This is a genomic window from Acinetobacter sp. BZX-2 (assembly GCF_055179795.1).
The window spans coordinates 1,939,377-1,957,493 of record NZ_CM143686.1; the positions used below are offsets into that span (position 1 = coordinate 1,939,377).

The 18,117-nt window shown below is 36.0% G+C and carries 16 protein-coding genes; 8 read left to right on the forward strand and 8 right to left on the reverse strand.

Annotated features, from left to right (window positions below; translation table 11 throughout):
• Positions 1–172: 172 nt before the first annotated feature.
• Positions 173–3,649, reverse strand: a complete 3,477-nt coding sequence (locus ACY45D_RS09140) for an indolepyruvate ferredoxin oxidoreductase family protein (RefSeq protein WP_463106460.1) — start codon at positions 3,647–3,649, stop codon at positions 173–175.
• A gap of 203 nt (positions 3,650–3,852) precedes the next feature.
• Between ACY45D_RS09140 and ACY45D_RS09145 the strand changes: the two genes are divergently transcribed.
• The 5 genes from ACY45D_RS09145 to ACY45D_RS09165 all read left to right on the forward strand — a co-directional run bounded on the left by ACY45D_RS09145 (position 3,853) and on the right by ACY45D_RS09165 (position 7,292).
• Positions 3,853–4,791: a LysR substrate-binding domain-containing protein gene (locus ACY45D_RS09145; protein ID WP_463109468.1), complete on the forward strand. Its 939-nt coding sequence runs from the start codon at positions 3,853–3,855 to the stop codon at positions 4,789–4,791.
• A 270-nt stretch (positions 4,792–5,061) separates the two neighbouring features.
• Positions 5,062–5,976 (forward strand): aminoglycoside phosphotransferase family protein, encoded by a 915-nt coding sequence (locus ACY45D_RS09150; RefSeq protein WP_463106461.1) that lies wholly within the window; start codon positions 5,062–5,064, stop codon positions 5,974–5,976.
• Between the two features lie 145 nt (positions 5,977–6,121).
• Entirely contained in the window at positions 6,122–6,376 is a 255-nt protein-coding gene (locus tag ACY45D_RS09155) for a type II toxin-antitoxin system Phd/YefM family antitoxin (RefSeq protein ID WP_089604346.1), read from the forward strand.
• Positions 6,373–6,630, forward strand: a complete 258-nt coding sequence (locus tag ACY45D_RS09160) for a Txe/YoeB family addiction module toxin (RefSeq protein WP_089604345.1) — start codon at positions 6,373–6,375, stop codon at positions 6,628–6,630. The genes ACY45D_RS09155 and ACY45D_RS09160 overlap by 4 nt, the downstream gene beginning before the upstream one ends.
• 323 nt (positions 6,631–6,953) lie before the next feature.
• A complete protein-coding gene (locus tag ACY45D_RS09165; protein WP_463106462.1) occupies positions 6,954–7,292 on the forward strand; it encodes a hypothetical protein in 339 nt (112 codons plus the stop codon).
• A gap of 356 nt (positions 7,293–7,648) precedes the next feature.
• Here the strand turns inward: ACY45D_RS09165 and ACY45D_RS09170 are convergent, their stop codons facing one another.
• A complete protein-coding gene (locus tag ACY45D_RS09170; protein WP_003651786.1) occupies positions 7,649–7,885 on the reverse strand; it encodes a VF530 family protein in 237 nt (78 codons plus the stop codon).
• Between the two features lie 535 nt (positions 7,886–8,420).
• Positions 8,421–9,581: an MFS transporter gene (locus tag ACY45D_RS09175; protein ID WP_463106463.1), complete on the reverse strand. Its 1,161-nt coding sequence runs from the start codon at positions 9,579–9,581 to the stop codon at positions 8,421–8,423.
• A 558-nt stretch (positions 9,582–10,139) separates the two neighbouring features.
• Between ACY45D_RS09175 and ACY45D_RS09180 the strand changes: the two genes are divergently transcribed.
• Positions 10,140–10,328, forward strand: coding sequence for a hypothetical protein (locus tag ACY45D_RS09180; protein WP_463106464.1), 189 nt, complete (start codon positions 10,140–10,142; stop codon positions 10,326–10,328).
• Positions 10,329–10,497: 169 nt separating this feature from the next.
• Here the strand turns inward: ACY45D_RS09180 and ACY45D_RS09185 are convergent, their stop codons facing one another.
• Positions 10,498–11,268: an alpha/beta fold hydrolase gene (locus tag ACY45D_RS09185; RefSeq protein ID WP_463106465.1), complete on the reverse strand. Its 771-nt coding sequence runs from the start codon at positions 11,266–11,268 to the stop codon at positions 10,498–10,500.
• A gap of 324 nt (positions 11,269–11,592) precedes the next feature.
• Here ACY45D_RS09185 and ACY45D_RS09190 point away from each other — a divergent pair, with 324 nt between their 5' ends.
• Positions 11,593–12,798, forward strand: a complete 1,206-nt coding sequence (locus ACY45D_RS09190; RefSeq protein ID WP_463106466.1) for an amino acid aminotransferase — start codon at positions 11,593–11,595, stop codon at positions 12,796–12,798.
• Between the two features lie 108 nt (positions 12,799–12,906).
• On the opposite strand, the gene ACY45D_RS09195 is transcribed toward ACY45D_RS09190, so the two are convergent.
• Positions 12,907–13,341: a putative hemolysin gene (locus tag ACY45D_RS09195; protein ID WP_463106467.1), complete on the reverse strand. Its 435-nt coding sequence runs from the start codon at positions 13,339–13,341 to the stop codon at positions 12,907–12,909.
• 442 nt (positions 13,342–13,783) lie between these two features.
• Between ACY45D_RS09195 and ACY45D_RS09200 the strand changes: the two genes are divergently transcribed.
• Positions 13,784–15,265: a phospholipase D family protein gene (locus ACY45D_RS09200; protein WP_463106468.1), complete on the forward strand. Its 1,482-nt coding sequence runs from the start codon at positions 13,784–13,786 to the stop codon at positions 15,263–15,265.
• Positions 15,266–15,411: 146 nt separating this feature from the next.
• Here ACY45D_RS09200 and ACY45D_RS09205 read toward each other — a convergent pair whose 3' ends face one another.
• The 3 genes from ACY45D_RS09205 to ACY45D_RS09215 all read right to left on the reverse strand — a co-directional run bounded on the left by ACY45D_RS09205 (position 15,412) and on the right by ACY45D_RS09215 (position 18,090).
• Positions 15,412–16,035: a class I SAM-dependent methyltransferase gene (locus tag ACY45D_RS09205; protein ID WP_463106469.1), complete on the reverse strand. Its 624-nt coding sequence runs from the start codon at positions 16,033–16,035 to the stop codon at positions 15,412–15,414.
• 99 nt (positions 16,036–16,134) lie between these two features.
• Entirely contained in the window at positions 16,135–16,455 is a 321-nt protein-coding gene (locus ACY45D_RS09210) for a hypothetical protein (protein ID WP_463106470.1), read from the reverse strand.
• Positions 16,456–16,704: 249 nt separating this feature from the next.
• Positions 16,705–18,090 carry an aminotransferase-like domain-containing protein gene (locus tag ACY45D_RS09215; protein ID WP_463109469.1) on the reverse strand — a complete coding sequence of 462 codons (1,386 nt, stop codon included), beginning with the start codon at positions 18,088–18,090 and terminating at the stop codon, positions 16,705–16,707.
• Between the last annotated feature and the right edge of the window lie 27 nt (positions 18,091–18,117).

The following is an 18,117-nucleotide window of genomic DNA, read 5'->3' on the forward strand; positions in this document are numbered from 1 at the left end:
ATGTAAGTATTAAAGCATGGCTAATATTATACGCTTAGCCTCAAAGAAAGGGAGAATGATTAGGCTTCTTGCGTAAGTCGAGTTGTGGTAAGCATTTATTTACAATGGAAGTTCCCTCTCCTTTAAAAGGAGAGGGCTGGGGAGAGGATTTATATGATAAATCTCCCTCATCTCAACTTTCTCTATGAAGACTCAATGAAAGCTCATCCCAACGTTGTATCGCTACGCCCATCGCTTGCATTTTGACATGACCAAAACCGCGTACATCTGCTGGTAATTGAGCGATTTGCTCAGCAACTGATAAATCATAACTTTCAGGTGCAGAACTGATGGCTTTGACAAATGCGATATAACGATCACGCCACGCCTGTTCTTTTTGACGTTCTTGCTGTAAAGCAAATGGATCAAGGAAAGTTTCTCTAAGCCATTGTAGTCGAGCAAGAATCATCATCGGAATACGCATCCAATATCCGAAAGCACGTTTGCGTATGCTGCCATGAGCACCCAACGCAGGAGGAGCTAAGTGATAGGTTAAACGTAATCCTTGACCGAACTGAGCTTCGATTGATTGGTTAAAACTTTTCCCTGTGAGTAAGCGCGCAACTTCGTATTCATCTTTATATGCCATGACTCTATATAGCTGTGTCGCAATGGTTCCCGCTAATTCTTCGGGCAATACTTTGGCAGCTTGCTCCACAAGTACTCGATACTGAGTTGCATAATCTTGATTCCAATACTCAACCAAACGAGTAGAACGATCATCCACTAATTCAGCCAACGTGGTTGGTTTACGTGTTGTTGGTATGGTTGCAATAATGCGTTTGGCTAAGTCAGGGTCACTCATGAGATGACAACCGATGCGGAAAGCTTCAAGGTTTTTTTCAGTAGCCGTACAATTCAGGTGAATTGCTTTCTCAATACTTTCACGCTTCAACGGAATCTGACCTGCTTGCCAAGCCATGCCAAGTAAAATCTGATTTGCAAAGATTGCATCACCCAAAACTTGTGTGGCAATACGTGTTACAGGTAAAGATGTGAGTTTTCCTTGCGTAGTGCGACCACGAAGTCGATTGATTAAATCTGTAATTGGTGCATACCAATCACGAGACTCAAGGAAATCAGAAGTAGGGGAAGCATCTTCATTAACAATGACAACAGCATCCGCTTTTAAACGAGAAAGTGCTGCATTACTGCCTGCGACAATGGCATCTGCGCCGATTAAAAGATCACATTGACCCGCAGGGATTTTGGTTGCTGAGATTTGCTCATCTTCTGTAGCAAGTTGTATGTAGGAATAAACCGTACCTCCTTTTTGAGCCAATCCAGCCATGTCCATGATACGTGCAGCTTTACCTTCCAAATGAGCAGCCATTCCCAATAAAGCGCCCGCTGTAACAACACCTGTACCGCCAACACCGCCGACCAAGATACGGATGGGTTGTTGATTTAGTTCTGGAAGGATGGGTTTTTCAGGCCAGCCAGCTTCTATACCCTTAAATACTTCTGGGCGTTTCATGTCGCGGGTATGGACTGTGACAAAACTTGGACAGAAACCTTCGACACAAGAGAAGTCTTTGTTACAACTGCTTTGATTGATTTGACGTTTGGTTCCTAATGCTGTTTCAACGGGTTCGATCGATAAACAGTTCGATTGTTTAGAACAGTCACCGCAACCTTCACAAATTTCACTATTGATAAAAACGCGTTCTGCAATATCAGGATAAGCATTGCGTTTACGACGACGACGTTTTTCACTGGCACAGGTTTGCACATAAATTAACGCCGTAACCCCAGAAATCTCACGTAATTTGCGTTGGACATCATCCAGCTCATTTCTATGGTAAATCTCGACGTGAGCAGCAATACCTTCTTCTGAATGGATGAGTTCAGGTTCATCTGTGACAATGACTTGTTTTGTGATCCCTTCAGCATCCAATTGTCGTGTTAACTGTGCCACGCTCAGATGACCATCGACATGTTGCCCACCTGTCATTGCAACAGCATCGTTATAGAGAATTTTGTAGGTCATGTTGAGTTTTGCAGCAATTGCTTGGCGTATTGCGAGATAACCTGAATGGAAATAGGTTCCATCGCCTAAATTGGCAAAAATATGCTTTTCATTGGTGAAATGAGAAGCACCAGCCCAACTTACGCCTTCACCACCCATTTGTGTGAATGTTTCTGTTTCATGATTCTGTAACACGGCAATAAAATGACAACCGATCCCACCTAATGCTCGGCTACCTTCGGGTAACTTAGTTGACGAGTTGTGAGGGCAGCCGCTACAAAAGAAAGGTTTACGTTCTGCAATATCCAGAACACGCCGTGACTCATGCTCTGCTTTTTGTAATAGCTCAACTCTATTTTGAATTTGCGTTTTTAAGCTTTCTGGAAGATCTAATTTTAAGAATCGGGTGGCCAACATTTTTGCAATCGGTTCAGGCTGGAACTCGTAGTGACCAATCAAAGGCGCTTCATCTATAGACGTACTCCATTCACCTTTTCCATCACTCGCTTTACCGATGATACGAGGGCGTTTGCCATCTGGAAGCGCATAGAGTTCATCTTTAATTTGTGCTTCAAGAATCGGGCGTTTTTCTTCTACAACGATCAGTTCTTCTAATCCTTCGGCAAATTCACGCAGACCTTGTGGTTCTAAGGGCCAAATTAAAGCCACTTGATACACTCTCAATCCGAGCTGTTGGGCTGTTTCACCTTCAATTCCGAGAATACGTAAGGCTTCAATCGTATCTAAATAACCTTTACCACTTGCGGCAATACCTATACGTGCATCAGGACAATGCCATGTCACCTGATTCAGTTGATTTTCATGTGCGTAGGCCAATACAGCGGGTAAGCGATATTGATAAAGACGTTGTTCTTGTTGAATGCCGTGATCAGGCCAACGAATGTTAACACCATCTTCTGGCATTTGAACATTTTTGGGTAAAACAGGAGTAACTCGATTTAAATCTACATAAACAGAGGCTGAAGTTTCGACGATTTCACTGACTAACTTCATCGACGTCCATACACCCGCAAAGCGTGACATGGCGACCGCATGCGCACCTAAATCTAGAATTTGTTGTATTGAAGACGGGTAAAAAATTGGAATACCACAAGCGATCATGACATGTTCTGATTGGTGCGGAATACTCGAAGATTTACAAGAATGGTCATCACCAAAGAAGGCAACCACACCACCTCGTTCGGATGTTCCTGCAAGATTGGCATGACGCAGAGCATCTCCTGAGCGATCTACACCTGGGCCTTTGCCGTACCACCAAGCAGTCACACCATCATATTTACCTTGACCTGCAAGATTGGCTTGTTGGGTACCCCAAATTGCTGTAGCAGCGAGATCTTCATTTACGCCAGGTTGAAAAACCACATGATGGTCTTTGAGTATGCCTTCAACTTGCCAGAGAAAATTATCATAATTTCCGACAGGAGAACCACGATAACCAGAAATAAAACCAGCAGTATGATAACCGTTTAATGTATCCCGACGTGTTTGCGCAAGTGGTAAACGTACCAATGCCTGAATACCTGTCATGTAAGCAGTACCGTCATCACTTAAATATTTATCTTCAAGTGATATATCCTTGGTTGGAATTTTATTTGGAGTAAATTTTGTCGCTATATTCATTTATGTCTCCTTAGAATTTTGTAGATCGAGCTACTTTCTTTTTTCAACATCCGGTTGAATATTTGGAGTAAATCACATACTGAGAAGAAGATTGACCAGTTCAATTTAAGACCATGAAACTGTTTAAAGTATGTACATTAATGTCATTGTGGTTGATCCAGACTGGTGCAACAATGCGTAATTTAGAAAAAGATATTTACGTTATGCGCAAAAATCTTGAGGGTGGCTTACTCCATGCAATGCATGCTTTCCTAAAAGTCATAGATAGTGGAAGTTTTACGGCTGCAGCAGAACAGATGGAACTGACAACAGCGCAAGTGTCTCGCCTCATTAGTGAGTTAGAAGGGCGTTTAGGAACAAAATTACTACAACGATCGACCAGACAGCATGCATTGACCGATATTGGTGCGGCTTATGCAGAACAGTGCCGTCAAGTACTTGCGATGGTAGAAGAAGCTGAAGCTCAGGCAATGGGAATGGCAAGCAAACCGCAGGGAAGGCTACGCGTTTTGAGCATGGCCAGTTTTGGCCATCATTATGTATCTCCGATGATGGCTGAGTTCTGTCAAGCCTATCCTGAGCTTACAGTTGAATACCGTACTTCGCAAAATGTACCAGACCTTTTAGGTAAAGGAATTGATGTAAGTTTATACCTCACAGAATCTTTGGCTGATTCAAGATTTGTTGCTCGCCGAATTGGGACAATATTTTCATTACTTTGCGCATCACCAGCTTATTTAGAAAAATATGGCGAACCGAAGTCATTAGATGACCTACAAAAACACGCATGTTTAAGATTGGTGAACCCATCGATTACACCGCAATGGCATCTTGTAAGTGAAAATAGTTGTTCGAATCAAATTGATATAACAGGACAATTGATTGCAGACACACCAGAACTATTACTGGACATGGTGCAACAAGACATGGGCATCGCGTTACTTCCAACCTTTGCTGTGATTGATGCTGTACGTACTGGGCGATTACGCCGTGTCTTAGCGGATTGGAGATCGCCTGATATTGGTGTTTATACCTTATTACCATCGCGTCATTTTATAGATGCTAAAACAAGGGCATGGTTAACATGGGTCGAACAGCATATTTCACCTAAAATTCAAAGTGATACAGACTATTTTTTGTAATGCCAATTCGCTATTCAAATGTTTCTGGTAAATATTAAAAATAGTAAATTTGCCACGAACCACAGCCTAGTGAATCCTTACAGCTTTTGAAGTTCAACAATTGGTTATAAAACAGATGAAACAAACAAAAAATGATGATTAACAAAATATTATATGAATAGATTTGATCGTGATGATGGTAATGTTCGATGTGGAATTTTACTATTTATTAGGAAAATTTTCGATCATTCACAAATCATTCATAAAACATGAACAAGGAAGTTGATCGTTGTGACTGAACGTAAATATGAACCAAGCATAGTCAGTTTAGCTGATGCGAATCGCTGCCTTAAAGTAATACAAGTTGACGATGCTAACCAAGTAATTGTCTTAAAACTGATGAGCGGTGGATTGAGAAATAGCAATTTTTTGCTGACTTTATCTAATCGATGCAAATTGGTTCTGAGAGTTTATGAAGGTGAGAATGCCAATATCAGCGTAGCTAAAGAAGCCTCTATAGCTAACTTGCTTATTTGCAAATCGATTTGTACAGCCAAATATTACGGCTATGAGTTTGATCAAAGCTTGGACAAATGGTTTGCGCTGATTGAATATATTGAAGGGAATACCTTAGCAAATGTGATTAAACGAGCAGATGAAAGCACGCTAAATCGTTTATTTTTCCAAGCAGGCGAATTACTAGCAAAGATCCATCAATGTCAGTTCAAGTACAATGGATTCTTTACTGGTGATTTATCAATTGATCAGCCTATTGATAATCCAATTGAATCATTCGAGCTTTACGTTTTTTCTTGTTTGTTAAATCCTTTGATTAATCAAAGGATTGGACGAGAGCGTGTTAAGCAACTTAAGACATTAATAAAGGATCGATGTCATGATCTTCAACGACTCACAGAGCACAGTCATTTGTCTCATATGGACTTTGGGCCAGAGAATATTTTAGTTGATTTACATACGAAGAAAGTGCTTGCCATTATTGATTGGGAGTTTGCAGCATCGATGTCGCCGTTGTATGACATAGGACACATGCTACGACCTCATGAACAATTTACTGCTTATCATCAATCATTTTTGTGTGGCTACAGTACAACTGGAACTCAAGTTGATTGTCACCAACAGCAACTCGCGAAAACACTAGATCTGGTAAATCACCTAAGTCGTTTAGCTGAGGTACAGGCTAGGTAGCGGGAAAGTAGTTTGAATGTGACAGGGCAGTAGCTCATCAAGCATGTGTTAAACATACATAAAATGTAGCCATCCATCAGATTGAAAAAATCATAATATTGTACTAAAATAGGTACAACTATTTGTACTTAAGTAAGGTGTATAAGTGAAAGTTGTTACATATTCTGATCTACGGAAGAACTTAGCAAATGTACTCGATGGTGTTATAGATGATCACTCTCCAGTACTTGTCACTAGACAAAACAACCAAACGGCTGTGTTAATTAGCTTAGATGATTTCAATGCCTATGAAGAAACAGCTCATCTACTTAAAAGCCCAGCGAATGCGAAAAGATTGCGTGACTCAATTGCTCAGATTGAAGCAGGTAAAACAATAAGCCATGAGCTAATTGAAGAATGATTTTAAGTTGGACAGATGAAGCTTGGGATGATTATTTATACTGGCAATCTACAGACAAACAAACACTTAAAAGAATTAATGTGTTGATTAAAGATATTAAACGATCACCATTTGATGGTATTGGTAAGCCTGAACCTCTTAAACATGACTTATCTGGATATTGGTCTAGGCGCATTGATAAGGAAAATCGTATCGTTTATAAAGTAACATCAGATTCAATTTTTATTGCTATGTGTCGTTATCATTATAATTAAGCAGTAAATACACCATAAAGGTTCATAGTGGTAAATGAATCTTTATGGTGTTGTTTAGTTTCAAGGTCAAAACCTAGCGATTATAGTAAAGATCAATTTCGTTTTATAATTATTCTCATCAATGATTTAAACGCAGAGCATCGACTAGTAAAAAGAATAAGAGTGCGGATTCACATCAACTTATATAATATATAGTTATTAATAACTTACAGAGATATGTGTAATCCTGAATAAGTGCTGTTACAACATGTGTAAATGGCTAGATTCTCTTATGAGATTGTTTCAATATAAATTCAGACACTCGAATTTACAGGACAATCATCATGACATTGAAATATAGTATATTTTTAAAATATCTTACCATTCTAGGTTTGGTGGCAGGTTCTGCTGTGACCAGCGTAACTTTTGGAAGTTCCGAGCAGGCATGGAACAAACATGATCAGGAAATAAAAGCGGCTTGTATAAAAACCAGTCAACTTAAGAATGCTAAAACAGTGAGCAATGTCATGTTGTTTAATGATCGTGTTGGATATTCTGCACTCATGATTCAAGGAAAATATCCACAAGCACACATGAAAAACAAAACTGGGCAAGAGCTTTGTTTATGGAATAAGACCTCGAAAAAAGCTTATTTAACTGAAGTAAACATGAAAGTACATTGATGTGTTTATGAATCAAATTATTATTTATAAAACTAAACCATCACATAGACAGACTTAGGTAGCATAGGGTGCTTATGTTCAGCTAGAATCTAGTTCACAATTAAATTTATGTTTAATAAACAATAAATTTAATTACTTAGCGCACTAAAGTGATAGCTTATAAAGTATTTTGTTCATGAACCCTAGCTATGAATACATATTTTCCTACTAAAAAGATCTTAAGAATAGACTAAATTTTTCTAGGAGAGTGGTGGCAGTCCACCACTAACTAACAGGTGTCTACAAAATCGATGGTTATTCAATAAGTGTAGTTAGTATTTGGTATAAAATATTATGCTGAGGCCGGGTTTTGATCGCTACGATTTCTGTTTGGCTTTTTGGCGTAAGACATACAAATATAAGCTTTCTACTTTTTCACGTGCCCATGGTGTGGTACGTAAGAATCGTAATGATGACTTAACACTTGGATCTATGCAAAAACATCTAATTTCAATTTTACGACTTAAGCCTTCAAAGCCACCGTAGTAATCCAATAATTCATCCAAAATGTCAGCAAGTTTTTTACCGTGTAGAGGGTCATTGGAGGCGTTCATAATAGATCAACTATATTTTGGGAGGCCATCATTATAACCTGAGCTAGTTGAAAAATGAGAGGGTTGGAATTTAAACGTAATTAACATAGAAAATTACAGCTTATTTTCTAGTTAACTTTTTTCTAGATATAAATTAGTCAAATTCTAATAATTAGGTAGACATTGCAATCTGTAGCAACAACAGCGTTGTGTAGGCTACAGCCTTGGGTATATTATTTAACATAATATACATTATACGAAATTGGTATAATTAAGACTTTGAATTAACGGAAATGTTTTCTTGTTGAATTTGTAGAAATTGCCTGAGCCTTTTAATTTAAAAATCTGTGTTTGAATCATCAAATGGTTTTAGCTGGAATATTTTATGGTTAGTTAAGCCATTTTGTGTACATGCTATTTTTCACGTTCTTTGCTAATCATCCATTTACAAAAATAAAACCACTGAATATCACATATGCAGTGATTTTAAGCATGACCAAATCAACATAAATTGATATTTTAGACATACTCTTATTCATACAATACTTTAATTATATCAATGTATTGTATGAATAGTTTTTGGTAAGAAATTCACCATAAATAAGCCTATTAATGCTGACAAACCTGCACAAATAAAAATGGTTGTTCCTGATAATATTTCCCAATATTGTCCAGCTAAAATACTTCCTGAAGCCACTCCTAAGCCCCACATGGTACTGTATAAAGCTTGGCCTCTACCCTGTTGTTTTGCTGTAAAATTCTGCAAGATAATTCGCATGGCAAGAATATGAAATAAACCAAAACTAAATGCATGTAGGCTTTGTGAAATAAACTGAATAAAGAAACTTTCAGGGAAAAAACCGGCCAATAAAAATCGAATGCAGGTCATTATTAAGCAAATAGCGATGAGATCTCGCCACGAAAAACGAGACAGAAAGAAATTGGCGTAATTAAACATAATAATTTCTGCAATAACACCAACTGACCATAAAAAGCCGATCTCAGAGGTACTAAAACCTGATGTTTTTAGATAGTTGCTATAAAAGCTATAGAATGGTGCCTGTGCAAAAAGCATAATAAATTCAATGCAAAAGAATGCGGCAACCACAGGTCTTTTTAATATTGGCAATAAGGATTCGAGCGCTTTTTGGGCGTTAGGTGCAGTACTGGGTTCTTTAATTGAAAATGACCAAATGAATGCAGTAAATGCAATGCATAATAACATCATTGGTAAATAATGGATGTCAATAATCTCTAGAATCGCACCGATACTAAATACACCGAAAATAAACCCGATGGATCCCCATTTTCTAATTTTCCCATAATATTCAGTATGTTTATCACCTAGCCAAAACAAAGTTACGCCTTCAAATTGAGCAAGTATGGCATTTTGGAAAAAGCTAAAAATGAACATCAGTAATGCAACTGATTGCATATTATTGGGAATAATAAAAATTAAAAACCAAATCGTAGCTTCCATCCATGTGGCTGCACGAACCAATAGCATTCGTTTGCCCGTTTTATCTGCAATAAAGCCCCATATAAAGGGTGCAAAAATACGGGTTAAGATAGCGATAGATGAAAGTAAACCTATTTCTTTATAGTTAAATCCTTGGTCTTGAAGGTATAAGCTCCAATAAGGCAAAAACGTCCCAACGATTGTATAGTACCAAAAGTAAAATCCGCTTAGTCTGTATTGGATCGGTATAGATTGCATATCGTTATATTCGCTTGTATTTTCAATATGTTAGCATAATTTATAGTTGTATTGGTTTGCATTAAGTTGTTTGCTTTTGTATTTCAACAGTCTACAAAAAATATTTTTGAAAATTATAGGTTGTTATCCTTTAATGTTTTGGTTTTAAAATTATTTATGAAATTTTTAAAGGAAAGAAAATGAAGTTTAATTTTTCGTTGGACACAGCAATTTTATGTTGATCCTATAGTCTTAAATTTTAGCGTTCAAGACAAAATCTATTGGGGATTTTTAAAAGCATTAAATCCTTTAATAATTATTTTTCTAATTGGCACAGTTCTTTATGTTTTGAGATATCTTTATGCATCACTTGAGCTAGATCAAAAGATTGTTGATTTCTTAAGGCGAAAAATCAGATTTCGATTAAAACATCAAGTTAAACCTCATAATTCAAGCCAAACTGATGAACTGGAGAAAACCTATACAACTTTTACTATCTTTGTATCTCTAATCATAGTTCTTTCGATCATATTATTCACATCTATTCTTGACACACAAGAAAAAGGTAAAAAAAATGGTATGGATATTCTTGCTAATATTAAAAAATTACCTTTAGTAAAAATTACTGGTAATGAAAACAACCTAAAACAATACCGTATTTTATGTGGTTCTGCCCTTTGTGCTGTAATAGATGAAAAGAAAAATGTCTCTTTAGTTGAGCCTAAAAACATTATCTATTTGAGTTCTAATTTCGATAAGAAAAATTAAAATAGTTGATAAAAATTAATATGATACAATTAATAAAAACTCAAAAAACAAAAGCCCTTATCCTAGGGCTTTTTCAAGTAAATTACTTTATTTCAAGCAATAATTAATTTCACTTTTACAATTTTTATTTAGGCTGTCATGTTTAATCTTTGTTGTGCCTACTAAAACACTAAGCCTCTATAAAATCCGCAATAAGCTGATTCACTTCCGTAGGTTTTTCCGCATGTAACCAATGCCCTGCATTTTCAACAACCTGAATCTGATGGTTACTAAATTGCTGCTCAATCGCTTCAAAATGTTCTGGTTTTGCAAGATATGGAGAATTTCCACCTCTAATGAATAATATAGGAACGGCATTTGCATGTTGCTGCTCCCAACCTAATATATCTGGATAGTCCTTATACAAGGTACGTACATTGAACAACCACTTGCCCTTATTCCATGATTTTAATAGGAATTGAATCACCATTTCTTCATTTAAGTATTGACGCATAATCTCTGTTGCATCTTTACGTAACTCAACTTGAGCATCTTCCACCGCGAGCAATGCTTTAAAAATTTGATCATGGTGATTTTGTTTATATGCAAATGGTGTCATATCTAAAATAACAACTTTTTCTAGGCGATCTTGAGCTAAATCCGCAAGTTTCATCGCAATTTTACCACCCATAGAATGCCCAATCACAATAAATTGCTGAATTTTTAAATGATCAAGGGTTTCTAGAACGTCGTTGGCCATAAGCAGATAATTCATTTCTTCAGAATGTGCAGAATGACCATGATTTCTTACATCTATCTGTAAAATATTGAATTTTCCTTGAAATACACGGGCTACCATGCCTAAATTACTTAAACTACCAAATAATCCATGAATCAAAACCAATGTCGGAGAAGCATCTGTAGCAGTTGTGACTTGGTCATATTGATAATTGAGTAACATTTAAAACCGTCCAAAAAGCCTTTCCAATATGAATATGATGGCAAGAAATATACCTATCAACAATGTTTTTAATGATTTATCTACAAATTTATTGTGAGAATGAGGATTCAATACTCTATCTATAATATTTAAGCGCTTTGTAGTGAATAGATGAAAATGATGCTCAAAAAACTGATTAGGACGATCAAATTCAACTTTTCAGACGAATATAAGCTAAAGTCGAATAAATTATTCAAAATAATCGTGAATCTGCTGTTGAGTCACCCTTCGAATTACATATATGATCAGCCATGAATATCTTCGTTTGATTTAGGACTTTCAACCATGTTTCAACATGTAGATCCTTATGCAGGTGATCCGATTCTTTCCCTCATGGAAGCATTTGGCAAAGATGAACGGACACATAAAGTAAATTTAAGTATTGGTCTTTATTACAATGAGGACACCATTGTTCCTCAATTGAAAGCGGTTAAAACGGCTTTAAAAAATATTGAACCAAGCAATGACAAGGTAAAGCTTTATTTACCTATGGATGGTTTAAAGTCTTATAACGAAGCAACCCAAAAGCTTGTTTTAGGTACGGACAGTCAAGCGCGTAAAGATGGCCGTGCGGTAACAATTCAAACATTAGGTGGTTCTGGTGCATTAAAAGTAGGTGCAGACTTCCTTAAAAAATATTTTCCTGAATCAGACGTTTGGGTGAGCCAACCGACTTGGGAAAACCATATTGCAATTTTTAATGGCGCTGGAATTAATTCGCATTTCTATCGTTATTTCGATGCAACAACCAATGGTGTTGATATCGAAGGTATGCTGGAAGATTTAAAACAAATCCCAGCAAAAGGTATTGTTTTACTTCACCCATGTTGTCATAACCCGACTGGTGCAGATTTAACACCTGCCGAATGGGATCGTGTGATTGAAGTATTGAAAGCTGGTGATTTGATTCCATTCTTAGACATTGCTTATCAAGGCTTTGGTCAAGGTTTGGAAGAAGATGCTTATGCAATTCGTGCCTTTGACAAATCAGGTATGAATTTTATTGTCAGCAATTCATTCTCTAAAATTTTCTCGCTTTATGGTGAGCGTGTCGGTGGTTTAAGCTTTATTTGTGATGACCAAGCGACTGCACAAAAAGTTTTAGGACAATTAAAAGCTACGGTTCGTCGTATTTACTCTAGCCCACCAACTACAGGTGCTTTAGTTGTAGATAATGTTTTAAATGACGCTACTTTGACTGAAACATGGCATGCTGAATTAAAAGAAATGCGCGAACGTATTATTCAAATGCGTGAACTTTTAAAAGCAAAATTAACAGCGGCTTTGCCTGAGCGTAATTTTGATTATCTAACAGCACAGCAAGGTATGTTTAGTTATACAGGCTTAACTGCTGAGCAAGTGGATATTTTAAAAGACAAATATGCGATTTACTTAGTGCGTAGCGGTCGTATGTGTGCTGCTGGCTTAAATTTAAAAAATATTGATTATGTTGCAGATTCAGTTGCGGAAGTGATTAAAGCAACCTCTTAATTCAACAATCAAGTTTTAAACATTGATGTTTTAAGAAACCAAAGTTCGCTTGGGTTTCTTTTTTTTATGTGTATTGGTTAATGTCTAAATACATAATAAATATACGTTTTATCCACAATTGGCCTGTGTGATTATTTTCGTAACAGGCTCTATGGTCACTGTGACTCGGTCTACACGATAATCCATGGTTACGGGCTGATTTGGCGCAACTCGGCGAATGACTTGTGCTTTAGTGCTTTGTTTAATTTGCTCATCAGTCAAACCAGTTTGACCTATCAATTTCGTTGCTTCTTCAGCAACACATTGTGCTTGGCTTTGACGAAATAAAGCCCACTCCTCTACTTTTTTACCATTTGCCAGATGACAATAACCCACTTCACCATTGGCTTCTTTCACAATTTCTAATTTTCCGCCTTGATCTACACAGTATTGACTTACTGGATTGGCTAAGCCAAGTTTGGCTTGCTTTGAATCTGTGGTTTGGATAGATGAACACGCTGATACTGAAACTGCAATGACAGCTAAAATTGTAATATTTTTCATAAAGATACTTTGATCATTTTAAATATTAAACATATCAAAAAAAGTGTTACTTTTATATTAAATTTATAAAACTCATACAGTTTTATATGGAATGAATTATTTTCAAAAAATCTATAAAAAGTGATTTTTTCAGAAACAATCTGAACAAGGCACACACTATAGAATAAGATTTATATTCAATTGAGTGATTGAACAATCAAAAAATCATAAATTAACCTGTAACGCTTAATGTGATTATTACACTTGTCTATTTTCATTGTACTTTTTATTGCGATCTTCAATTTAACAAAGCACAAACAGTAAGCATGCGAAGTTTAATGATTCAAGTATATAGTAATGCTATGATTTTAATATTCAGCAAAGATTAATCAAAAAGATGACAAAATTCAGAATTTTACCGATTTTATCTTTCACGATCGCTTTGACAGGATGTGGTTTGCCTATGAATCATTCTAAACAAGAACAACAAATTGCCGTGCATACTGATCATTGGATCAATAACGATCCCGATGCTCAACAAAAACTAGCTCAGGGATTAACTGCTTATTTAGCAATGAGCGATGCTTACCAAAGTATTGCGTCTCGTGTACATTTGATCAGAAAAGCGAAATATACTCTTGATTTACAATACTATATTTGGGCTGATGATTTTATTGGTAATTTAATGTTAGAGGAACTATTAACTGCTGCAGATCGTGGTGTCAAAGTGAGATTATTGATTGATGATCAAAATGGTACAAAAATAGATCGACAATTAAGTGCCCTGATTACACATCCTAATATTTCAATCAAATTTTATAATCCATATAAGTTTAGAAATTTCAGAGTGCTTGATTATATTATTCGAGCAAATCGTATCAACCATCGTATGCACAACAAATTGATCATTGCTGATGGTGCGATTGCGGTGACAGGTGGCCGTAATATTAGCAGTGAGTATTTTGATGCGAGTGAGTCTTTTCAGTTTACCGATATGGATATTCTATTTCTAGGTAAAGCTGTACACAATGCCAACAGCGTATTTCAAAAATTTTGGAACTTTGAACTGAGCTATCCTGCTGAAAATTTTATAAATAAAGGTTCTAAACAAGATTTATTGGACTTACGCCAAACCTTTGTAAAATTAGGTCAATCGAATCATCCAACAGATGCAAAAGTAAATTTAGAACAAAAAGAACTGGCCAATGAATTAAATCAAAATAAAGTTGATTGGGCCTTTGCGGAATTTCTTGCAGACTCACCCAATAAAACGCTGGGTCAAGCTCAAGATAATGAATTGATCTATCATCAAATTCGTAACTATATGGGCGACCCTAAGCAAGAGATGGATTTGATTGCTGCTTATTTTGTTCCTACAAAGAACGGGACAGATTTTATCAATCAATTTCCCAAACAGAATGTGAAAGTCAGGATTCTTACCAATTCATTTGTCGCCAATGATGTTGCTTTAGTGCATGCTTTTTATCAAAAATACCGTGTAGATCTACTCAAAAATGGCGCAGAACTTTATGAGTTTAAACCTTATATTGAACGTAAACGTCGTACTTGGTATGAGGTTGTGACTGGAAATGTGATTCCTAAAAAAGGTAAAAACAAATCAAGCTTACATGCAAAGTTTATTGATATTGATGACAAAGTTTTTATTGGTTCATTTAACTTAGATCCGCGTTCATTTAACCTCAATACAGAAGTCGGTCTAGTGGTGACATCTGATCCACTTCAAGAACAAATTTCTAATTTACTTGATCGAACCTTAGACACGGTTGCCTATGAATTAAAGCTGAATAATCAAGGCGAAATCGTATGGTTAGATCATCGCCCAGATGGTAAAACCATTGAATATAAAACAGATCCTGAAACTACGCGATTCCAAAGGCTGATGATGCACAGCGTGTCTTATTTACCTATTGAATGGATGATGTAATAAAAAACCAATTTGTAATGTTCTAAAACTTACTTTGTCATTACAAAATTAGTTGTTAAGTATATTTGGTCAATTGACCTGCTTAGATTTGACTTTACTAAGAAAAGCTTAAATTGACGTTCAATTAAAACTCAGTTTTGTCAGTCTCAAACCTTACACTCAAACAGACATAAGCCCTTGTAATCTTTAATCAATATGACTTGTCGATAAGCTGCATTTTCCAAACTTTGAACATGTTCTTCAACTGACATATAAAGCTGATTATTCTGCATAGCCTCTGCTGCAAAAACATGATCGCAAACAAAATAAATGGCATCTTCTTTTAACAATGTTTTAACTTGCTGATGAAACAATGATGCATAGGCTTTATGGCGTAATTCATGTAATGCCTGATGAATAATCACCACATCAAATTGCCCAAGCTCTTTGAACCAATTCTCTTGTTTAAAGTCCGCAATTCGATATGCAGCCCTTTCTAACTCTTTAGTCAGCAGCTTACTTTTTGATAGCTCATGCATCGCCTGAGAAAAATCGACAGCTGTATAATTGATTTCACTACAATGCTGCAATAAGTGCTTAGCAAGAAATCCTGGGCCTGAACCAATTTCTAAAACTTGAATATTGTCTTTCTGCAAGCTTTTGATTTTATTTACATAGAGATCAAAAAAGTCGTAACGCCAAGGTCGTTTAATATTGGCTTCATTTGCCCATTGCAATGCTTCTTGTGGGTCTTTTAAATCTATAGGACTCGCTACTTCTTGTATTTGCATGTCTTTATTACTCGATAAATCAAACTATTTGTTTCAGTTATTGGTATTGATCAACACTGAGTGGAATCACTATCACGATTTACTAAACAGGATCAACGACTATATAAACAGTGCAAAAATAATACCGAGAAATGCAATGCAAATACTAAACATATATAACTTTAAGGTCGTGAAATACATTGCTTGAGCATCATCATAAGTTTTATTGCTCAATAGTCGGTAAACGACAATTAACATGAAAATTAAAGAGATTAGAAGTGTTAGAACAATGACCCAATCAGACAAACTTTCTAAAGCTGGATGCTCAGGCGTTCCTTCGATTGCCCATCCAGCTAAAAAATTAAGAATAAACCCCATCATAATGCCTAATGACGTGATCATAGGTTGACGAAAGTCTTTGATATCACCTGTAAAACTCATATTAGATCCTTATAATAAATCGTTTTAATATATGAAGAATAAACTTTTATTCCGCGTATTTGCTAAAGTTATTTTAGTAAATATTTATTTATAATCGCTGTTGCTTATAATATCAATGCGTTCTGTACGAGCTGACCAATAATTTACTATGAATTCCAAAGATGCTGAATTTAAAAACATTCAAGAAGCAAGTAAAAATCTGATAAATATAATGAATTTCAAAAATTATTTTAATATGCATCCTTAAGGTTAAAGTGCACGGATTTCTCTAATTGCAGACTCAAGTACATCGAAGATACGTTTATCGATACACTGTGCCACATTAAAACGCATCAAATGCTCTGCGCCTTCCGTCTGGCTAAATGCATTTCCTGGTGCAAGAATGACCTGATGTTTAAGGCAATATTTTGACAAATCAGAGGCTAAAATATCTTTTGGTAATCTGCACCATAGAAATATTCCTGCTTTGGGAATGATCCACGGATGAATATCTAAGGCTGCCAATTTATGAATCGTTTCATTCATTGATTTAACCAGTTGTTTTTTAAGCCAATCGATATGTTTTAAATAACTACTGTCCATCAATGCATGATAAACAATTTCTGCATTTAAATTACTATGACTAAAATTTGTGGCAATGCGTAAGTCTATTAAATTTTCAATATTTGCTTGATTGGAAATAATATAACCACAACGTACTGCTGCTGACAGAGTCTTAGTAAAACTGCCCATTTGAATCACATGATCAAAACCTGCCAAAGCTGCGTAACGTGGTGCATGTTGATATTCAAAATCTGAAAAAATTTCATCTTCTATAATGATTAGGTTTCCCAGTTCCGCAAGTTTGGCAATTTGAAAAGTCGTTTGAATGGATAAACTTACCCCAGTAGGATTTTGAATACCTGAATTGGTTAAATATATTTTAGGTTTTAAATTTAAAGCTTGTTTAAATTGTTCAATATCAGGGCCATGCGGTGTAAATGGAATTGCGACTGCTTTTAAATGATGTGCTTTAATCAAAGCTTGAAAATTGAAATAGCATGGGTCGTCAATCAAAATAACATCACCCGCTTGTAATAAAAGCCTAAAAATCAAATCAATCGATTGTGTTGCTGAATCTGTAATTAAAATTTGTTCTAAATCAATGCTTAAATCATAATTTTGTTTACGCCGTGCAATCCATTGTCTAAGGGCTAAATGGCCATTTGGCACAGCATAATCAGTCATTAAACTAATTTCAGATTTTGCAACTTGCTTTAATGCCTTACGAATGGTTTGTTCTGGCATCCAGTGACTTGGTAGCCACCCGCAACCCGGTTTTAAAACATCAGGTTTTGCCTCTAAAGACTGTCTTGAAATCCACAGCGGGTCAATTTCTCTTTGATATTGAATTTTTGTTTCAAATATTTGAGTTTGCGTGGCTTGTCCAACGACAAAATAACCTGCACCAATGCGCGACTCTAAAATACCTGCAGATACTAAACGTGTATATGCCTCGACGATTGTAGATACGGAAAAGTTTAATTGGATTGCCAATTGACGTACTGAAGGCAAGCGTGAACCTGCAATTAAGCTTTTATTGGCAATTTGTTGTTTGATCATATCGATTGCAATATTAATTTTTGTTTTATGCATTTTAGTTGTCGCCATTTTCCTTAATCA

Coding starts and splice junctions, on each gene's coding strand:
- ACY45D_RS09140 (WP_463106460.1), bottom strand. CDS start 3,649: ATGAATATAGCGACAAAATTTACTCCAAATAAAATTCCAACCAAGGAT.
- ACY45D_RS09145 (WP_463109468.1), top strand. CDS start 3,853: ATGCGCAAAAATCTTGAGGGTGGCTTACTCCATGCAATGCATGCTTTC.
- ACY45D_RS09160 (WP_089604345.1), top strand. CDS start 6,373: ATGATTTTAAGTTGGACAGATGAAGCTTGGGATGATTATTTATACTGG.
- ACY45D_RS09165 (WP_463106462.1), top strand. CDS start 6,954: ATGACATTGAAATATAGTATATTTTTAAAATATCTTACCATTCTAGGT.
- ACY45D_RS09170 (WP_003651786.1), bottom strand. CDS start 7,885: ATGAACGCCTCCAATGACCCTCTACACGGTAAAAAACTTGCTGACATT.
- ACY45D_RS09175 (WP_463106463.1), bottom strand. CDS start 9,581: ATGCAATCTATACCGATCCAATACAGACTAAGCGGATTTTACTTTTGG.
- ACY45D_RS09180 (WP_463106464.1), top strand. CDS start 10,140: ATGGATATTCTTGCTAATATTAAAAAATTACCTTTAGTAAAAATTACT.
- ACY45D_RS09185 (WP_463106465.1), bottom strand. CDS start 11,268: ATGTTACTCAATTATCAATATGACCAAGTCACAACTGCTACAGATGCT.
- ACY45D_RS09190 (WP_463106466.1), top strand. CDS start 11,593: ATGTTTCAACATGTAGATCCTTATGCAGGTGATCCGATTCTTTCCCTC.
- ACY45D_RS09195 (WP_463106467.1), bottom strand. CDS start 13,341: ATGAAAAATATTACAATTTTAGCTGTCATTGCAGTTTCAGTATCAGCG.
- ACY45D_RS09200 (WP_463106468.1), top strand. CDS start 13,784: ATGAATCATTCTAAACAAGAACAACAAATTGCCGTGCATACTGATCAT.
- ACY45D_RS09205 (WP_463106469.1), bottom strand. CDS start 16,035: ATGCAAATACAAGAAGTAGCGAGTCCTATAGATTTAAAAGACCCACAA.
- ACY45D_RS09210 (WP_463106470.1), bottom strand. CDS start 16,455: ATGAGTTTTACAGGTGATATCAAAGACTTTCGTCAACCTATGATCACG.
- ACY45D_RS09215 (WP_463109469.1), bottom strand. CDS start 18,090: ATGCATAAAACAAAAATTAATATTGCAATCGATATGATCAAACAACAA.